The sequence below is a fragment of the Vibrio methylphosphonaticus genome, from assembly GCF_023634655.1.
Classification (GTDB): domain Bacteria; phylum Pseudomonadota; class Gammaproteobacteria; order Enterobacterales; family Vibrionaceae; genus Vibrio; species Vibrio methylphosphonaticus.
This window is the reverse complement of record NZ_JAMKMS010000001.1, coordinates 406,017-421,597: the sequence shown is the minus strand read 5'-3', so window position 1 is coordinate 421,597 and position 15,581 is coordinate 406,017. Positions and strand designations below refer to the sequence as shown.

The following is a 15,581-nucleotide window of genomic DNA, read 5'->3' as shown; positions in this document are numbered from 1 at the left end:
TGCTAAGTGCAAGAACAAGTAAAGTGGAAGCTCTGAAAAGGGCTTTCACTTTCGTTATTTTTGAAGAGACGAAATTAAGGGAATTTAATGGCTAATACGTTCTCACTAATCCTAGTCATCGTGACATTGGTGACAGGTGTAGTTTGGGTTTTAGATAAACTCGTACTGAGAAAGAAACGACAGCAGAAATTGGCAGATATCCAAGCACAAGCCAACCAAATTGATGATGAGGTTGCCCAAAAAGCGGTCGCGCCATCATGGTTTGTGGAAAACAGTGTGTCGATTTTTCCGGTTATCGCGTTTGTATTAGTTTTACGTTCCTTTATTTATGAGCCTTTTCAAATTCCATCGGGTTCGATGATGCCAACGTTATTGGTTGGTGATTTTATCCTGGTGGAAAAATACGCCTATGGATTGAAAGACCCTGTGTGGCGTACCCAGTTAGTTGAAGTGGGCAAACCTGAACGTGGTGATTCTATCGTGTTTAAATACCCGCCTCAGCCCAATATTGACTATATTAAACGTGTAGTGGGTTTGCCGGGTGATATGGTGCGCTACAGCGCAAGCAAGGACATTTGTATTCAGACTAAGGGTTCGTCAGAATGCAAACCTGTTAAGTTGTCTAACGTCGTTGATAGTCCATTTGTACAAAATGGTATTCCATTGATTCAAATGAATGAAAAACTGGGCGATGTTGAACACCAAGTATTGGTTAACCCACTGCGTCGTGATCGTGTTGATCAGTATCAGCCACGTAATGGCGTTAATGAATGGGTGGTACCAGAAGGTCATTACTTTGTGATGGGCGACAACCGTGATAATAGTGCAGATAGCCGTTATTGGGGGTTTGTACCAGAAGCCAACTTAGTAGGTAAAGCTGTAGCAATATGGATTAGTTTTGAATTTGAACGTAGTGCAGACAGCTTTTTGCCTGCATGGATCCCAACTGGTGTGAGATTGAATCGCATCGGTGGAATTAACTGAACGAGAGAGCATGAATTCTCCTATTGAACGATTAGAAAAAAAGCTCGCCTATCAATTTAATGATAGCGAGCGTTTGGCATTGGCACTGACACATCGTAGTGCCAATGGAACGCATAATGAACGACTCGAGTTTTTGGGCGATTCAATTTTAAGTTTTGTCGTCGCTGACGATCTTTATCATCGCTTCCCTAAAATTAATGAAGGGGACATGAGCCGTATGCGTGCCACGTTAGTAAGAGGTCACACTCTTGCAGAACTAGGGCGCGAGTTCGGTTTGGGAGATTACTTAAAATTAGGTCCAGGTGAGTTGAAGAGCGGTGGTTTTCGACGTGATTCAATTCTTGCTGATGCAGTTGAAGCTATTATTGGTGCCATCTACTTAGACAGCGATGTCGAAAAAGTACGTGAAGTGGTATTAGGTTGGTATAAAAGCCGCCTTGATGCGATTGAACCAGGCATATCGCAGAAAGACCCAAAAACTCGTCTTCAGGAGTTTTTGCAAGGGCGCAGAAAACCTCTGCCCGTCTATACTGTGACTAATATAAAAGGTGAAGCTCACAACCAAGAGTTTACGGTTTCATGTGAAGTGATGGGCTTGGATAAGCCTGTTGTTGGTCTAGGTACTAGCCGCCGCAAGGCAGAACAAGCGGCTGCCGAGATGGCATTAGAGAAAGTGACCAATGTCTGATAAAGAATTTGATATCGATGCGTACTTTTCTTCTCCTGCAGAAGAAGTAACGAATCCAGAAAACCAACACTGTGGTTTTATTGCTATTGTTGGGCGTCCAAACGTAGGTAAGTCGACACTATTGAACCATATCTTGGGGCAAAAAATATCGATCACCTCTCGTAAGCCTCAAACCACTCGCCACCGTATTATGGGTGTTGAGACGGAAGGGGATTACCAGGCTATTTACGTAGATACTCCAGGGCTTCATATTGAAGAGAAGCGTGCGATTAACCGTTTGATGAACCGCGCAGCTAACAGCTCTCTGAGTGATGTGAATCTAGTATTGTTCCTTGTTGACGGCACACAATGGACCGCAGACGATGAAATGGTACTAAACAAACTGAGAAAGTCAGATTTCCCAGTCATTCTGTGCATTAACAAAGTCGATAATGTAAAAGATCGCAACGATGTCATGATGCACATGCAAGAACTCTCGAAGAAAATGGAGTTCGTGGACGTGGTACCAATTTCAGCGAAGCAAGGTAAAAACACCGATGTACTGCGTAAGCATGTTCGCAGTTATTTACCAAAAGCGGTGCATCACTTCCCTGAAGAGTACGTGACAGACCGCTCACAACGCTTTATGGCGTCTGAGATTATCCGTGAAAAATTGATGCGCTTTACGGGTGAGGAATTGCCTTACTCTGTGACGGTTGAAGTTGAAAGGTTTGACTACAATCCAGAAACCGATGGGTTTCATATCAATGCACTGATTCTTGTTGAGCGCACAGGTCAAAAGAAAATGGTGATTGGTAAAGGTGGAGATAAGATCAAAACTATTGGTCGTGAAGCTCGCCTTGATATGGAAGAACTGTTTGGCCGTAAAGTGTATTTAGAAACTTGGGTTAAAGTGAAGTCAGGTTGGGCTGATGATGAACGTGCACTGCGTTCACTTGGTTATATCGACGACATAGAAAACAAATAATAGACGCGCGAATTTCGGCAATTTGACAAGATGTGATGATATGGAAGGGTTACAACGCTGTTTCGTTTTACATCGCAGACCATACAGTGAATCAAGCTTAATCCTTGATGTCTTCAGTGAAGAGTATGGCCGCGTGTCATTATTGTCGAAAGGAGCTCGCAGTAAGCGCTCGAATCTTAAAGGAGCGCTTCAACCTTTCACTCCATTGTTACTAAAATGGTCTGGTGGTGGGTCCTTAAAAACCTTGCGCCAAGCTGAGCCCATCAGCTTAGGCTTGCCTCTTACCGGCATTAGCCTCTATTCAGCAATGTATGTGAATGAGCTTATTGCTCGTGTTCTCGCCAATGAAATTCCTTTTCCTGCTTTATTTCATGATTATCTTCAAGCTTTAACAGAACTTGCTCAATATAGTAATCCTGAGCCTGCACTGCGACGTTTTGAACTCGCTTTGCTTTCGGCAATGGGGTATGGCGTCGACTTTTTACATTGTGCGGGAACCGGCGAACCTGTCGATCCGACCATGACATATCGCTATCGCGAACAAAAAGGTTTCATCGCCAGTGTGCGTCGCGATAACCTCACCTTTATGGGCGAGGAGTTGATAGCGATAAGTGAGCGACGTTTTACCAATAAAACCCAATTACAAGCGGCAAAACGCTTTACACGTATGGCATTAAAGCCGTATCTTGGCTCAAAACCGTTAAAAAGCAGAGAGTTGTTTCGTATTAAACCAAAACAGCTCTGATGATGGAGTATTAATACATGAGTTCTATTCTTTTAGGCATCAACATTGACCACATCGCGACATTACGTAATGCACGTGGCACTAAATATCCCGATCCTGTGCACGCAGCAGAAATTGCGGAACGTGCTGGCGCCGATGGCATTACGGTTCATTTACGTGAAGACCGCCGTCACATCCTAGACCGCGATGTTCGTATTCTTAGCGAAACGCTACAGACACGTATGAACCTAGAGATGGCGGTGACGGATGAAATGGTTGAGATTGCGCTAAAAACTAAGCCAGAGTTTGTTTGTCTTGTGCCGGAGAAGCGTGAAGAACTGACGACTGAAGGTGGTTTGGACGTTAAAGGCCAGCTCGAGAAAATTAAAGCGGCGACGGCAAAATTGACGGCGGCAGGTATTAAGGTGTCATTGTTTATTGACGCGGATCGCGAGCAGATTGATGCGTCAAAAGCAGCGGGTGCTCCTTTTATTGAGCTTCACACGGGTCATTACGCCGATGCTGAAACGGAAGAAGATCAGCAAGATGAATTGAAGAAGATTGCTGCAGGTGCAAGCTATGCGTCTGACTTAGGTATTACCGTGAACGCTGGCCATGGCTTGACTTACCACAATGTCGCGCCAATCGCGGCGCTACCAGAAATTTATGAACTGAACATTGGTCACGCTATTATCGGCCGAGCAGTATTTGACGGTCTTCATAAAGCGGTCGCAGATATGAAAGCAGTAATGGAAGCAGCGCGACGCGGTTAATCCGCCTAGCGTTGATGCTCTGAGTTCGCAAGGTAGTTAGGTATAGCGTCGTATGGCAATTTTGGGCTTAGGCACGGATATCGCAGAGATAGAGCGAATTGAAAAAGCGTTGGCTCGCTCTGGAGAGGCATTTGCAAAGCGAATCTTAACTGCAGAGGAGTGGGTAACGTTTAGCTCATTGAAACAAAAAGGTCGTTTTCTTGCCAAGCGTTTCGCCGCTAAAGAAGCGGCGTCAAAAGCGCTAGGAACGGGCATCGCTCATGGTGTTAGTTTTCAAGACTTTACCATTGCCAACGATGAAAATGGCAAGCCGTTACTGACGTTAACGAATAGAGCAGCGGAAATAGCCACCTCAATGGGTGCAACGTCAATCCACCTGACGATTTCGGATGAGCGGCACTATGCGGTTGCTACGGTGATAATAGAGCAGTAGCCATTCGTTGGTTAAGGTTTGTTGGGGATGACTCCCAACGCCAGTTGATTGAAAATAAAAGGCGCGAAGCAGTGAATACTGCCTCGCGCCTTTTCTATTTCAATGTACTGCCAATGATAGCAATGCGAATTTTATATGGTATTCGTAATCGCGCCTCAGCGGATTAAGCACTAACTCTTGTTGAGGTAGAGCTTTGAGGTTTCCAGTACTTTTTCCATCTCATCTTGCAGTTCAAACAACTCAGGTTCAATCGATTCAATAGCACCGCCCGATCGTAGAGTTTTTTCTATGGTCGCACAGATGGATTTAAGTCTTGGTACACCGCTGTAAGAGCAGCTGCCATGGAGTTTATGGATCAAATGAATGACCTCTTCTTTGTCTGAAAACGCTTCATCAAGGATGCGTTCTGAGAGACGCTGCACTTCAGGTATAAATTCAATAAGCATCTGCAACATATCGACGGCGAGGTCGTCTTTATTTGCGGCTTGCTTTAAAGCTTCAGGCCAATCTATGACGATATTATGTGTTGTGCTCGCAGGCGTTACGGACACGCTATTTTGAGCAGACGATACCGGGTGCGTTTCTGTTTTTTCCTGGGACACGAAGTCTAGGATGGCATCGTGCTCAAGTGTGCGTGGTGGGACCCATTTATTGAGAACTTTCTGCAATGCCATCTCATCTATTGGCTTGGTGAGATAATCATCCATGCCTTCCGAAATTAATCTATCACGCTCCCCTGTCATTGCATGGGCGGTAACCGCTACGACAGGCGTGGAATTGTTTAGGCTTGTTTCCTTAATCAGCTTGCAAGCGGTCACTCCGTCCATATGCGGCATTTGAATGTCCATTAGAACGATATCAAAGTGTTGTGCTTGTGCTTTTTCGACCGATAGTTGCCCACTAGAGCAGGACACAACGGTCTCTACGCGCTCTGATAATAAAGCCGTAATTAATTTGAGGTTCGCAGGGTTGTCATCCACCGCCATGACATTGAGAGGGCGTTTTTCTGTCGACTCATAGAACACAGGCAGTGCCGGAGTGACTGGCTGCTTATCCACTAGCGCTTGCATTAGACGTTTACGGGCAAGCGGCTTCGTTAAGCACTGTACTTCATGGGTTTGCATTAGATAATCAGACAGTGCCAATTGAGTGCTGGCAGTACCGATAATGATGTTAGAAGTAGAGGTCTTACAATGTTTAATCCAGCTCTCAATGGTGGTGAGTGGAATTTCTTCATTAGTTGGTAAGCACAAAATAATGTAGTCAAAGGCGTCAAGTCGTTCAGGGAGTGTCGAGCGATAAGTGACCATAACGCCTTGGTTAGTGAGGGTTTGCTGCAATACCGACGCCGCTTGCATGTTAGGTTCGACTAACAGCAGGTGCTTATTACGGATGTTCATCGGGTCTACAGGGTCAATCATTGGAATTTCTGTAGAATGCAGTCGGATGGTAAACCAGAAGGTAGAGCCTTGGTGCAGGCGACTAGTGAGGCTGATTTCCCCTCCCATTTGACCGACTAATTTCTGCGTGATGACTAAGCCTAATCCGGTTCCCCCATAGCGGCGAGAAATACTCGCATCAGCTTGACTGAAGGCTTGGAAGAGCTGTGCTTGTTGCCTTTCAGAAATACCAATGCCGGTATCGCGCACCATAAATTGCAGTTCTACACGATCTTCTTTTTGTGATTTGAGTTCAACACTGATGTCGATATTGCCGCGCTCGGTAAACTTAATCGAGTTACCCACTAAGTTGGTAAGAATTTGTTGGATACGCATAGGATCACCAACCAATCCATTTGGCACCTTCGCATCGACCTTAAGCGTTAGCTCTAGGCCTTTTTCATGCGCACTGGTGGCCTGGAGTGCCACGACTTCTTCTAGGCTGTCTTGGAATTCAAATGGGATGTTCTCAAGTGCCAGTTTACCGGCTTCCAGTTTAGAAAAATCCAAAATATCGTTAATGATATTAAGAAGGTTGTTTGCTGATTTTTCAATGGTTTGTAGGTAATCAGTCTGGCTGTTGGAAAGTTGGGTTTTTAACATTTGTCGGGTAAAACCAATCACGCCATTGAGTGGTGTTCTTAGTTCATGGGACATGTTGGCAAGAAACTCCGATTTCACTCGTGCCGCTTCTTGCGCTCGTTTCTTAGCGATATCAAGCTCAACGTTTTGGATCTCAAGCTGCTCTAATGTTTCACGAAGATCCGATGTGGCTTGGTCAATACTGTGCTGCATTTCGACATGGTATTCCGACAGTGATACCGCCATGGCATTAATACCATTTTTTAGAGAGTCGAGTTCACCATGCATTTTGCCTTCAATTCGCACGTCCAAGTGACCACGTCGAATTCGGTCGACCATGTTTTTCATATGAGAAATTGGTCGCGTGACATCGTGCATGAGCCTATAGGCGAAAATACCAGAGAGTATTAACCCTAAGATCAGCACTAAAATTGCAGAGAATACTTCTTGATATTGTTGCAGACGCAATGAGGATAAATCGAGTTCAATGGCGATATAGCCTAATGTTTTGCTGGTGGAAGTCAGCTGCCGGGTATCCGAGATTAATTGACTTTCTGCCAATATAGGCGCTCGTAAAATCAAGGTGTTGTCATGAAACTCTGAAGAGCTGAGGTAGGGGATCGGTTTATCTTTTGGCAGCATCAACGAATTGAAATTGGGATGAAAGTTCGAGGTGACGAACAGTTCGTGGTTGGCATCAAAGACCGCAATACTACGAACAAATTTAGAGTTCTTGCGGTGTGCGTAGCTAATGAGACGTCGCACGGATTCACGACTTTGCGCCATAACACCTTGTTCACTGGCGATGGCTAAAGGCTCTATAATGCTTGCCCCGGCATTGAGTACTTGAGACTCAAGGTCGTGATAGCGGTTATAAGAAAAAAAAGCACTCAATAAAAGCCCAATAATGAGCGTGGGTGCTAGGGTTAGAGTTATAACGCGAGCGCGGAGGCCGTATCTTGTCATTTTAATTCGAAGTCATAATTTGCTGGGAGTGATTACATCTACTGGGTGGATATGGGACAATACCCAGTATTGCATCCCCTAGGATGTCGTAAGCTTAATCAAAGCAGCGCTGTTCGACAATCATTCAACCAAAGAATAGTGAAACTCTAACAAATTTTTGTAGTGCAGAGCGTTTCTGCACGGCTAAATACTGGAAATAGGCATGGCACGTTTTTTTAAACCGACAAAGCAAACTGCATTCTCAAAGAAACACCAAGAAATGGTGATCGAACGTTTGGATAACCATGGCGCAGGTATCGCCTATCAAAATAAAAAGCCGGTGTTTATTGACGGAGCACTTCCAGGTGAAACGGTTTTAGTGCAGCTTACCGAGACCAAAAGTAAGTTTTCTAAAGCAAACTTGATTAAAGTGATTAAGCCAAGCGCGCAGCGAGTTAAGCCGCTATGCCCACACTATGAAGCGTGTGGCGGGTGCACTCAACAACACCTCTCTTTGGAAGACCAACGTCAATATAAGCAGCAAGCGCTGTCGCAGTTAATGCGTAAATTTGCCGGGCAACAGTTGTCACTGTCTGATTCGATTGTTGGAGCGGGTACCGGTTATCGCCGAAGAGCTCGCTTAAGTCTGTACGCCGATAGAGCAAAAGGGCAGTTGCAGATGGGCTTTCGTCGTAAACAAAGCAAAGAACTGGTGGACATTGATGACTGCCCGGTTCTTGATAGTCAGCTCAATGCGTTGATCCCTGAATTCAGATCATTATTATCGAGTTTCCAACATCCTCATACTCTTGGTCATCTTGAATTAGTGATGGCGGACAACGGTCCTGTTGCCGTATTACGACACATGCAACCATTGGCTGAGGCTGACGAGCAACGCCTATTGCAGTTGGCTAAATCGCAAGGTTTGACCTTATACCTTATGCCAGAAAGTGGCGTGTTAAACCGAGTTCATGGGGAAGTGGCTCAGTATGGTGAGACGGGGGTGACTCTCCCTTTCCTTCCTACTCACTTTATTCAGGTGAATAAAAATATTAACCAAGCAATGGTTGCGCAGGCACTGAATTGGCTAGCGCCAACAAAGCAGGAGCGAGTGCTGGATCTGTTTTGTGGGCTGGGTAACTTTACCCTTCCGCTAGCGAAAGTATCCAAGCAGGTTGTCGGTGTGGAAGGTATCCAGGATATGGTGGATTGGGCAACCAATAATGCGGCGTTAAATCAACTCGATAACGTGGCATTCTATCAAGCCAACTTGGAAGAGGCGTTGACGAACTCGCCATGGGCTGAGCAAAAATTCGACGCAATTTTATTAGATCCAGCCCGTGCTGGTGCGACTGGCGTGATAGATCAAGTTTCTGGACTTGGAGCAACGCGAGTGCTTTATGTTTCTTGCAATCCTGCTACCCTTGCCAGAGATAGTCAGAGCCTTATTGCACAAGGTTATACGCTTACGAAGCTCGGTATGATGGATATGTTTCCACAAACCAGCCATCTAGAATCGATGGCACTGTTTGAAAAGTGACAATTTTTGAATGATCTCTAACGTAGGTCATGGGCTAACTGGGATAGGTTAGTTAACTAATAAAACTAGGAAGAACAAAGTAATGGTTGCGGTAAGAAGCGCGCATTTGAACCCTGAAGAACAGTTTGAGCTAGCGAGTTGGATTGCTTCACTAAAGCAAGATAAACATATCGCGAAGCGGCTGAAAGAAGTTTATACCCAATGCGAAACGCTCGTAGAAGGCAATGAACAGGGGTCCTTGTTGTTGTGGCGTGGTAGAGAGATGATTGAAATCCTCATCACCCTTTCGATGGACAAAGCCACTCTCATTACAGCTTTGCTGTATCCGATCGTCTCTAGCGGATTATTTGATAGGGAATTACTCGAAGAAACCTACGGAAAAGAAATCCTTAAAATGATTGATGGCGTTGAAGAAATGGCCGCCATTGGTCAACTTAACGTTACGTTAGAGGGTTCAGAGGCTTCTGGTCAGGTTGATAACGTCAGGCGCATGTTGTTAGCCATGGTTGACGATTTCCGCTGTGTGGTCATCAAATTGGCGGAGCGTATCTGTAACTTGCGTGAAGTGAAAGATGAGCCGGATGAAGTCAGAATTGCCGCAGCAAAAGAATGTGCCAATATTTATGCGCCGCTGGCCAACCGCTTAGGTATTGGTCAATTGAAATGGGAAATTGAAGATTACGCATTTCGATACCAGCACTCTAGTACCTATAAAAAAATCGCGAAGCAGCTCGCAGAGCGACGCATTGTCCGTGAGCAATACATTAAAGATTTTGTCGATGACTTGACCGACGAAATGCATCGCTCGCAAATTCTTGCTGAAGTCAGCGGTCGACCAAAGCACATTTATAGCATTTGGCGAAAAATGCAGAAAAAGAGCTTGGACTTTGATGAGCTTTTTGATGTTCGTGCTGTCCGTATCATTGCCGAACGCTTACAAGATTGTTATGCCGCGCTAGGGGTGGTACACACCAAGTACAAGCACCTGCCTAGTGAATTTGATGACTACGTTGCGAACCCAAAACCTAATGGTTACCAGTCTATTCATACGGTTGTATTGGGACCAGAAGGTAAAACGATTGAAATTCAGATCCGCACCAAGGAAATGCATGAGGATTCTGAGCTCGGCGTTGCGGCTCACTGGAAATACAAAGAAGGCAGCAGTACGGCTCGAAGTGGCTATGATGAAAAAATCACCTGGCTGCGTAAGCTATTAGATTGGCAAGAAGAAATGTCAGATTCTGGCGAAATGCTGGATGAAGTTCGAAGTCAGGTTTTTGATGATCGTGTCTATGCCTTTACCCCACGTGGTGATGTGGTCGATTTGCCTATGGGTGCTACGCCACTAGACTTTGCCTATCATATTCACTCAATGGTTGGTCATCGCTGTATTGGCGCAAAAGTAGCGGGGCGCATTGTGCCGTTTACCCATCAATTGTCGATGGGCGATCAAGTCGAAATTATCACCCAAAAAGAACCGAACCCTTCTCGAGACTGGTTAAATCCAACACTGGGCTTTGTTCACTCTGGTCGCGCGCGAGCAAAAATCAATGCTTGGTTCCGCAAGGAAAGCCGTGAGAAAAACCTCGAAGCAGGGCGCGATATTTTGGAAGCTGAGTTAACAAAAATTGGTGCGACATTAAAAGATGCCGACCAATATGCGTTAAAACGCTTTAATGTGAATACACCAGATGAGCTGTACGCAGGTATTGGTAGCGGCGATCTGAGAATTCATCAGGTTATTAACCATATTAATGCGTTGGTCAATAAGCCAACAGCGGAAGAAGAAGATCAAAAAGCCCTAGAGAAACTTAAAGAGTCGGAAACGAAAGCCAGTCAACAGAGTCGCCCTCATAAAGATGCGGTTGTGGTTGAAGGCGTCGATAACCTTATGACTCATTTAGCGCGTTGTTGTCAGCCTATCCCAGGCGATATTATTAAAGGTTATATCACCCAGGGACGAGGTATATCCGTGCACCGAAGTGACTGTGAACAGCTTGAGGAGTTGAGCCATCATGCACCGGAGCGGATCATAGATACAGTGTGGGGCAGTGGATTTGTCGGTACCTATATTTTGACGATTCGTGTTGAAGCGCTAGAGCGAAGCGGATTATTGAAAGATGTCACGACATTGCTCACTAATGAAAAAGTGAAAGTCATTAGTATGAAAAGTCGTAATGACTACAAGCGTCAGTTAACCATTATGGATTTTGACCTTGAACTGAATAATATTGAAGTCTTGTCTCGCGTGACCAATCGCATCGAACAGATCAAAGATGTGATGAAAGTGAAGCGATTAGGGTAACTCTATTTAGGGTGACTCGGTAAGGCGTGATGACATCGTTTAGAGTAATAAGGGGTTGGTTTTCCAGCCCTTTTTTGTCAGATCTGGGTTTGTGATTCACACGTTTTGTCGCTAATATTTTTTGAACATAATAAGTTTAAGTACATTTAGTTTTTATCAATATATCGTTTAGGACTCCAATATGACCCAACCCGTCGAGCAACTTCTCAGTATCATGGCGCAACTTAGAGACGAAGAAAAAGGTTGCCCGTGGGACAAAAAGCAAACCTTTGACACTATTGTGCCTCATACCATTGAAGAAACGTACGAGGTTGTGGATGCCATCCATAATCAAGATTGGCCCAATTTGAAGGAAGAGTTGGGGGACCTGTTGTTCCAAGTGATCTTTTACAGTCAGATGGCTAAAGAGCAAGAGCTTTTTGATTTCAATGAGGTGGTGGAAGGCCTCAATGAGAAGCTGACACGACGCCATCCACATGTATTCAGTGATGCTGAGTTTGCAGATGAAGCCGCGATTGACGCCAACTGGGAAGCAGAAAAAAAGAAGGAAAAGGCAGAAGTAGGCAAAACCGAACAAAGTATTCTAGACTCAATACCACAGTCGATACCTGCCCTTTCTAAAGCGAATAAAATACAAAAGCGTGTCGCTAAGTTTGGTTTTGATTGGGGGGCTCTCGGACCTGTTGTGGATAAGGTTCAAGAAGAAATTGATGAAGTCGTGCATGAAGCGATTCAGCTAAATGTGGATGAAGAGAAGCTCGAAGAAGAAATTGGCGATTTATTATTTTCCGTTGTGAATCTTTCTCGGCACCTAAAGTCGGATCCTGAAGCGGCGTTAAGAAAAGCCAACAATAAATTTTCTAGGCGTTTTAAGGGGGTTGAAGCGTGCGTTTCAGAGCGTGGTAAATTGCTTACAGACTTTACCCTGCAAGAGCTTGACGGCTTTTGGAATGATGTTAAAAAACAAGAAAAATCGACTGAATTGTGATGCGGTTCCCATTCAAGTTAGTTTCTAGAATTGATTTGAAGCAAAAAATAAAAATTTTGAATGTGATAAGTTTCACGTTGTGGCGATAAAGGGCTTCTGGTATATTTTCATCCCGTCCAGAAGTAATCCATTTCCCTCATTCAACCAATTTCAGGTTAAACATGACGACAAATTACATTTTTGTTACTGGCGGGGTTGTATCCTCTCTAGGTAAAGGTATTGCAGCAGCATCGCTGGCAGCAATTTTAGAAGCTCGTGGTCTTAAAGTGACTATGATGAAGCTTGACCCTTACATCAACGTTGATCCAGGCACAATGAGCCCGACTCAACATGGTGAAGTGTTTGTCACGGAAGATGGCGCGGAAACCGATCTTGACCTTGGTCACTATGAGCGTTTCATTCGTACCAAGATGACCAAGCGTAACAACTTTACTGCAGGTCGTGTTTACTCTGATGTTCTTGCAAAAGAGCGTCGTGGTGATTACCTAGGGGCGACTATTCAGGTTATCCCTCATATCACTAACGCTATCAAAGATCGTGTTATTGCTGGCTCTGAAGGCCATGACGTTGCGTTGGTAGAGGTGGGTGGCACCGTTGGTGATATCGAATCTTTGCCATTTATGGAAGCGATTCGTCAGCTTGCTGCCGAAGTTGGCCGAGAGCGCGCGATGTTTATGCACCTTACGTTGGTGCCTTACCTTGCCGCGGCTGGCGAAGTAAAAACTAAGCCGACACAGCACTCTGTGAAAGAGTTACTGTCTATCGGTATTCAACCAGATATCCTTGTTTGCCGTAGTGATCGTATGATTCCAGCAAATGAGCGTAAAAAAATTGCTCTGTTCTGTAACGTACCAGAGAAAGCTGTCATCTCGATGAAAGACGTGGATTCGATTTACAAAATCCCACAACTCATTAAGTCTCAAGGTCTCGACGACTTAGTTTGTGCGCGTTTTGGTATTGAAGCGCCTGAAGCTAACTTAACTGAGTGGGAGCAGGTGATTTACGAAGAAGCGAACCCAACAGCAGAAGTTGTGATTGGGATGGTTGGTAAGTACATTGAACTGCCAGACGCTTACAAATCAGTGAACGAAGCCTTGAAGCACGCAGGCCTTAAGAACCGCTTGAGTGTGAAAATTAAGTACGTTGATTCACAAGACGTTGAGTCTAAAGGCGAAGAAGTCCTTGCAGGCCTTGACGCAATCCTAGTACCAGGTGGCTTTGGCGACCGTGGTGTGGAAGGTAAGATCCGCGCGGCACAATTTGCTCGTGAGAACAAAGTACCTTACTTGGGTATCTGTTTAGGTATGCAAGTTGCACTTATCGAATACGCGCGTAACGTAGCGGGTATGGAAGGTGCACATTCAACAGAATTTAACAAAGAAACTAAATACCCTGTGGTAGGCTTGATCACAGAGTGGGTAGACGGTGAAGGTAAAGTTGAAGAACGTACCGAAACGTCAGATCTAGGCGGCACGATGCGTCTTGGTTCTCAGCTATGTCACCTTGAAAAAGGCACAAAAGCGTATGAGCTTTATGGCGATGCGAAAATTCATGAGCGTCACCGCCACCGTTACGAAGTGAACAATGTCCTTCGTCCACAGATCGAAAAAGCAGGACTTAAAGTTTCTGGTTTGTCAGCAGATAAGAAACTAGTTGAAGTGATTGAGAACCCAGCTCACCCATGGTTTGTAGCTGCACAGTTCCACCCAGAATTCACTTCAACACCTCGCGATGGTCACCCATTGTTTAGCGGCTTCGTGAAAGCAGCGGGTGAGTTCCAACGCGGATCAGAAGATAAATAGTAAAAGGATACGGGTGGCTGCGAAGGTTATGCGGCTGCCTTTAAATTGACATTAAATTTTTATTTATTGAGAGGAAACATCAATGTCTAAGATCGTTAAAGTTCTAGGTCGTGAAATCATCGACTCACGTGGTAACCCAACTGTAGAAGCTGAAGTTCACCTAGAAGGCGGTTTCGTTGGTATGGCAGCAGCTCCATCTGGTGCTTCTACTGGTTCTCGCGAAGCTCTTGAGCTACGTGACGGTGACAAATCACGTTTCCTAGGTAAAGGTGTTCTTAAAGCAATCGAAGCTGTTAACGGCCCAATCGCTGAAGCACTAGTTGGTCAAGACGCGAAAGCACAAGCTGACGTTGACCAAGTAATGATCGACCTAGATGGTACTGAAAACAAATCTAAGTTCGGCGCTAACGCTATCCTAGCGGTTTCTCTAGCAAACGCTAAAGCAGCAGCAGCAGCTAAAGGCATGCCTTTGTTTGAGCACATCGCTGAGCTAAACGGCACTCCTGGTCAATTCTCTATGCCTCTACCAATGATGAACATCATCAACGGTGGTGAGCACGCTGATAACAACGTTGACATCCAAGAGTTCATGATCCAACCAGTTGGTGCAAAAACTCTTAAAGAAGCGCTACGTATCGGTGCTGAAGTATTCCACAACCTAGCTAAAGTTCTTAAGGCGAAAGGCCTAAGCACTGCAGTTGGTGATGAAGGTGGTTTCGCACCTAACCTTGAGTCTAACGCTGCTGCTCTAGCTGCTATCCAAGAAGCTGTTGAAGCTGCTGGTTACGTACTAGGTAAAGACGTTACTCTTGCTATGGACTGTGCGGCTTCTGAGTTCTTCGACAAAGAAACTGGCAAGTACAACATGAAAGGCGAAGGCAAAATCTTCACTTCTGAAGAATTTAACTTCTACCTACAAGACCTTGCTAACCAATACCCAATCGTATCTATCGAAGACGGTCTTGACGAATCAGATTGGGCTGGCTTCAAGCACCAAACTGAACTTCTAGGCGACAAGCTTCAACTAGTTGGTGACGATCTATTCGTTACAAACACTAAGATTCTTGCTCGTGGTATCGAAGAAGGCATCACTAACTCTATCCTAATCAAGTTCAACCAAATCGGTTCACTTACAGAGACTCTAGCTGCAATCAAGATGGCTAAAGATGCTGGCTTTACAGCAGTTATCTCTCACCGTTCTGGCGAAACTGAAGATGCAACTATCGCTGATCTAGCGGTAGGTACAGCTGCAGGTCAAATCAAAACTGGTTCTATGAGCCGTTCTGACCGTGTTGCTAAGTACAACCAACTTCTTCGCATCGAAGAAGCTCTAGGTGAACGTGCACCTTTCAACGGTCTAAAAGAAGTTAAAGGTCAAGCGTAATCGCTTAATCGTTAACAGACTTTAATG

At 45.0% G+C, this 15,581-nt stretch carries 12 protein-coding genes; 11 read left to right on the top strand and 1 reads right to left on the bottom strand.

The features are described 5' to 3' along the window. Positions 1-87 precede the first annotated feature (87 nt). Genes lepB through acpS form a run of 6 tightly spaced genes read left to right on the top strand, consistent with a single transcriptional unit; the run spans position 88 to position 4,569 of the window. A complete protein-coding gene (gene lepB, locus M9196_RS01785; RefSeq protein ID WP_250615816.1) occupies positions 88-984 on the top strand; it encodes a signal peptidase I in 897 nt (298 codons plus the stop codon). 10 nt (positions 985-994) lie between these two features. Continuing rightward, complete coding sequence (gene rnc, locus M9196_RS01780; RefSeq protein WP_250615815.1) at positions 995-1,672, top strand: ribonuclease III; 678 nt, start codon at positions 995-997, stop codon at positions 1,670-1,672. Beyond that, a complete protein-coding gene (era, locus tag M9196_RS01775; protein ID WP_250615814.1) occupies positions 1,665-2,639 on the top strand; it encodes a GTPase Era in 975 nt (324 codons plus the stop codon). The genes rnc and era overlap by 8 nt, the downstream gene beginning before the upstream one ends. A 40-nt stretch (positions 2,640-2,679) precedes the next feature. Beyond that, positions 2,680-3,384, top strand: a complete 705-nt coding sequence (gene recO, locus M9196_RS01770) for a DNA repair protein RecO (RefSeq protein ID WP_250615813.1) — start codon at positions 2,680-2,682, stop codon at positions 3,382-3,384. Positions 3,385-3,401: 17 nt separating this feature from the next. Continuing rightward, the gene (pdxJ, locus tag M9196_RS01765) at positions 3,402-4,136 is read left to right on the top strand and encodes a pyridoxine 5'-phosphate synthase (RefSeq protein ID WP_250615812.1); all 735 of its coding nucleotides are present in this window, start codon (positions 3,402-3,404) and stop codon (positions 4,134-4,136) included. 52 nt (positions 4,137-4,188) lie between these two features. Next, positions 4,189-4,569: a holo-ACP synthase gene (gene acpS / locus M9196_RS01760; protein ID WP_250615811.1), complete on the top strand. Its 381-nt coding sequence runs from the start codon at positions 4,189-4,191 to the stop codon at positions 4,567-4,569. Positions 4,570-4,739: 170 nt separating this feature from the next. Here the strand turns inward: acpS and barA are convergent, their stop codons facing one another. Next, positions 4,740-7,556: a two-component sensor histidine kinase BarA gene (barA, locus tag M9196_RS01755; protein WP_250615810.1), complete on the bottom strand. Its 2,817-nt coding sequence runs from the start codon at positions 7,554-7,556 to the stop codon at positions 4,740-4,742. Positions 7,557-7,758: 202 nt separating this feature from the next. Here barA and rlmD point away from each other — a divergent pair, with 202 nt between their 5' ends. The 5 genes from rlmD to eno all read left to right on the top strand — a co-directional run bounded on the left by rlmD (position 7,759) and on the right by eno (position 15,554). Next, a complete protein-coding gene (gene rlmD, locus M9196_RS01750) occupies positions 7,759-9,075 on the top strand; it encodes a 23S rRNA (uracil(1939)-C(5))-methyltransferase RlmD (RefSeq protein ID WP_250615809.1) in 1,317 nt (438 codons plus the stop codon). Positions 9,076-9,157: 82 nt separating this feature from the next. Next, on the top strand, positions 9,158-11,380 hold the full coding sequence (relA, locus tag M9196_RS01745) for a GTP diphosphokinase (protein ID WP_250615808.1): 2,223 nt from the start codon (positions 9,158-9,160) through the stop codon (positions 11,378-11,380). 181 nt (positions 11,381-11,561) lie between these two features. Continuing rightward, positions 11,562-12,368, top strand: coding sequence for a nucleoside triphosphate pyrophosphohydrolase (gene mazG / locus M9196_RS01740; protein WP_250615807.1), 807 nt, complete (start codon positions 11,562-11,564; stop codon positions 12,366-12,368). Positions 12,369-12,529: 161 nt separating this feature from the next. Beyond that, entirely contained in the window at positions 12,530-14,170 is a 1,641-nt protein-coding gene (locus M9196_RS01735) for a CTP synthase (RefSeq protein WP_250615806.1), read from the top strand. 82 nt (positions 14,171-14,252) lie between these two features. Further along, entirely contained in the window at positions 14,253-15,554 is a 1,302-nt protein-coding gene (gene eno, locus M9196_RS01730) for a phosphopyruvate hydratase (RefSeq protein ID WP_250615805.1), read from the top strand. Positions 15,555-15,581: the final 27 nt, after the last annotated feature.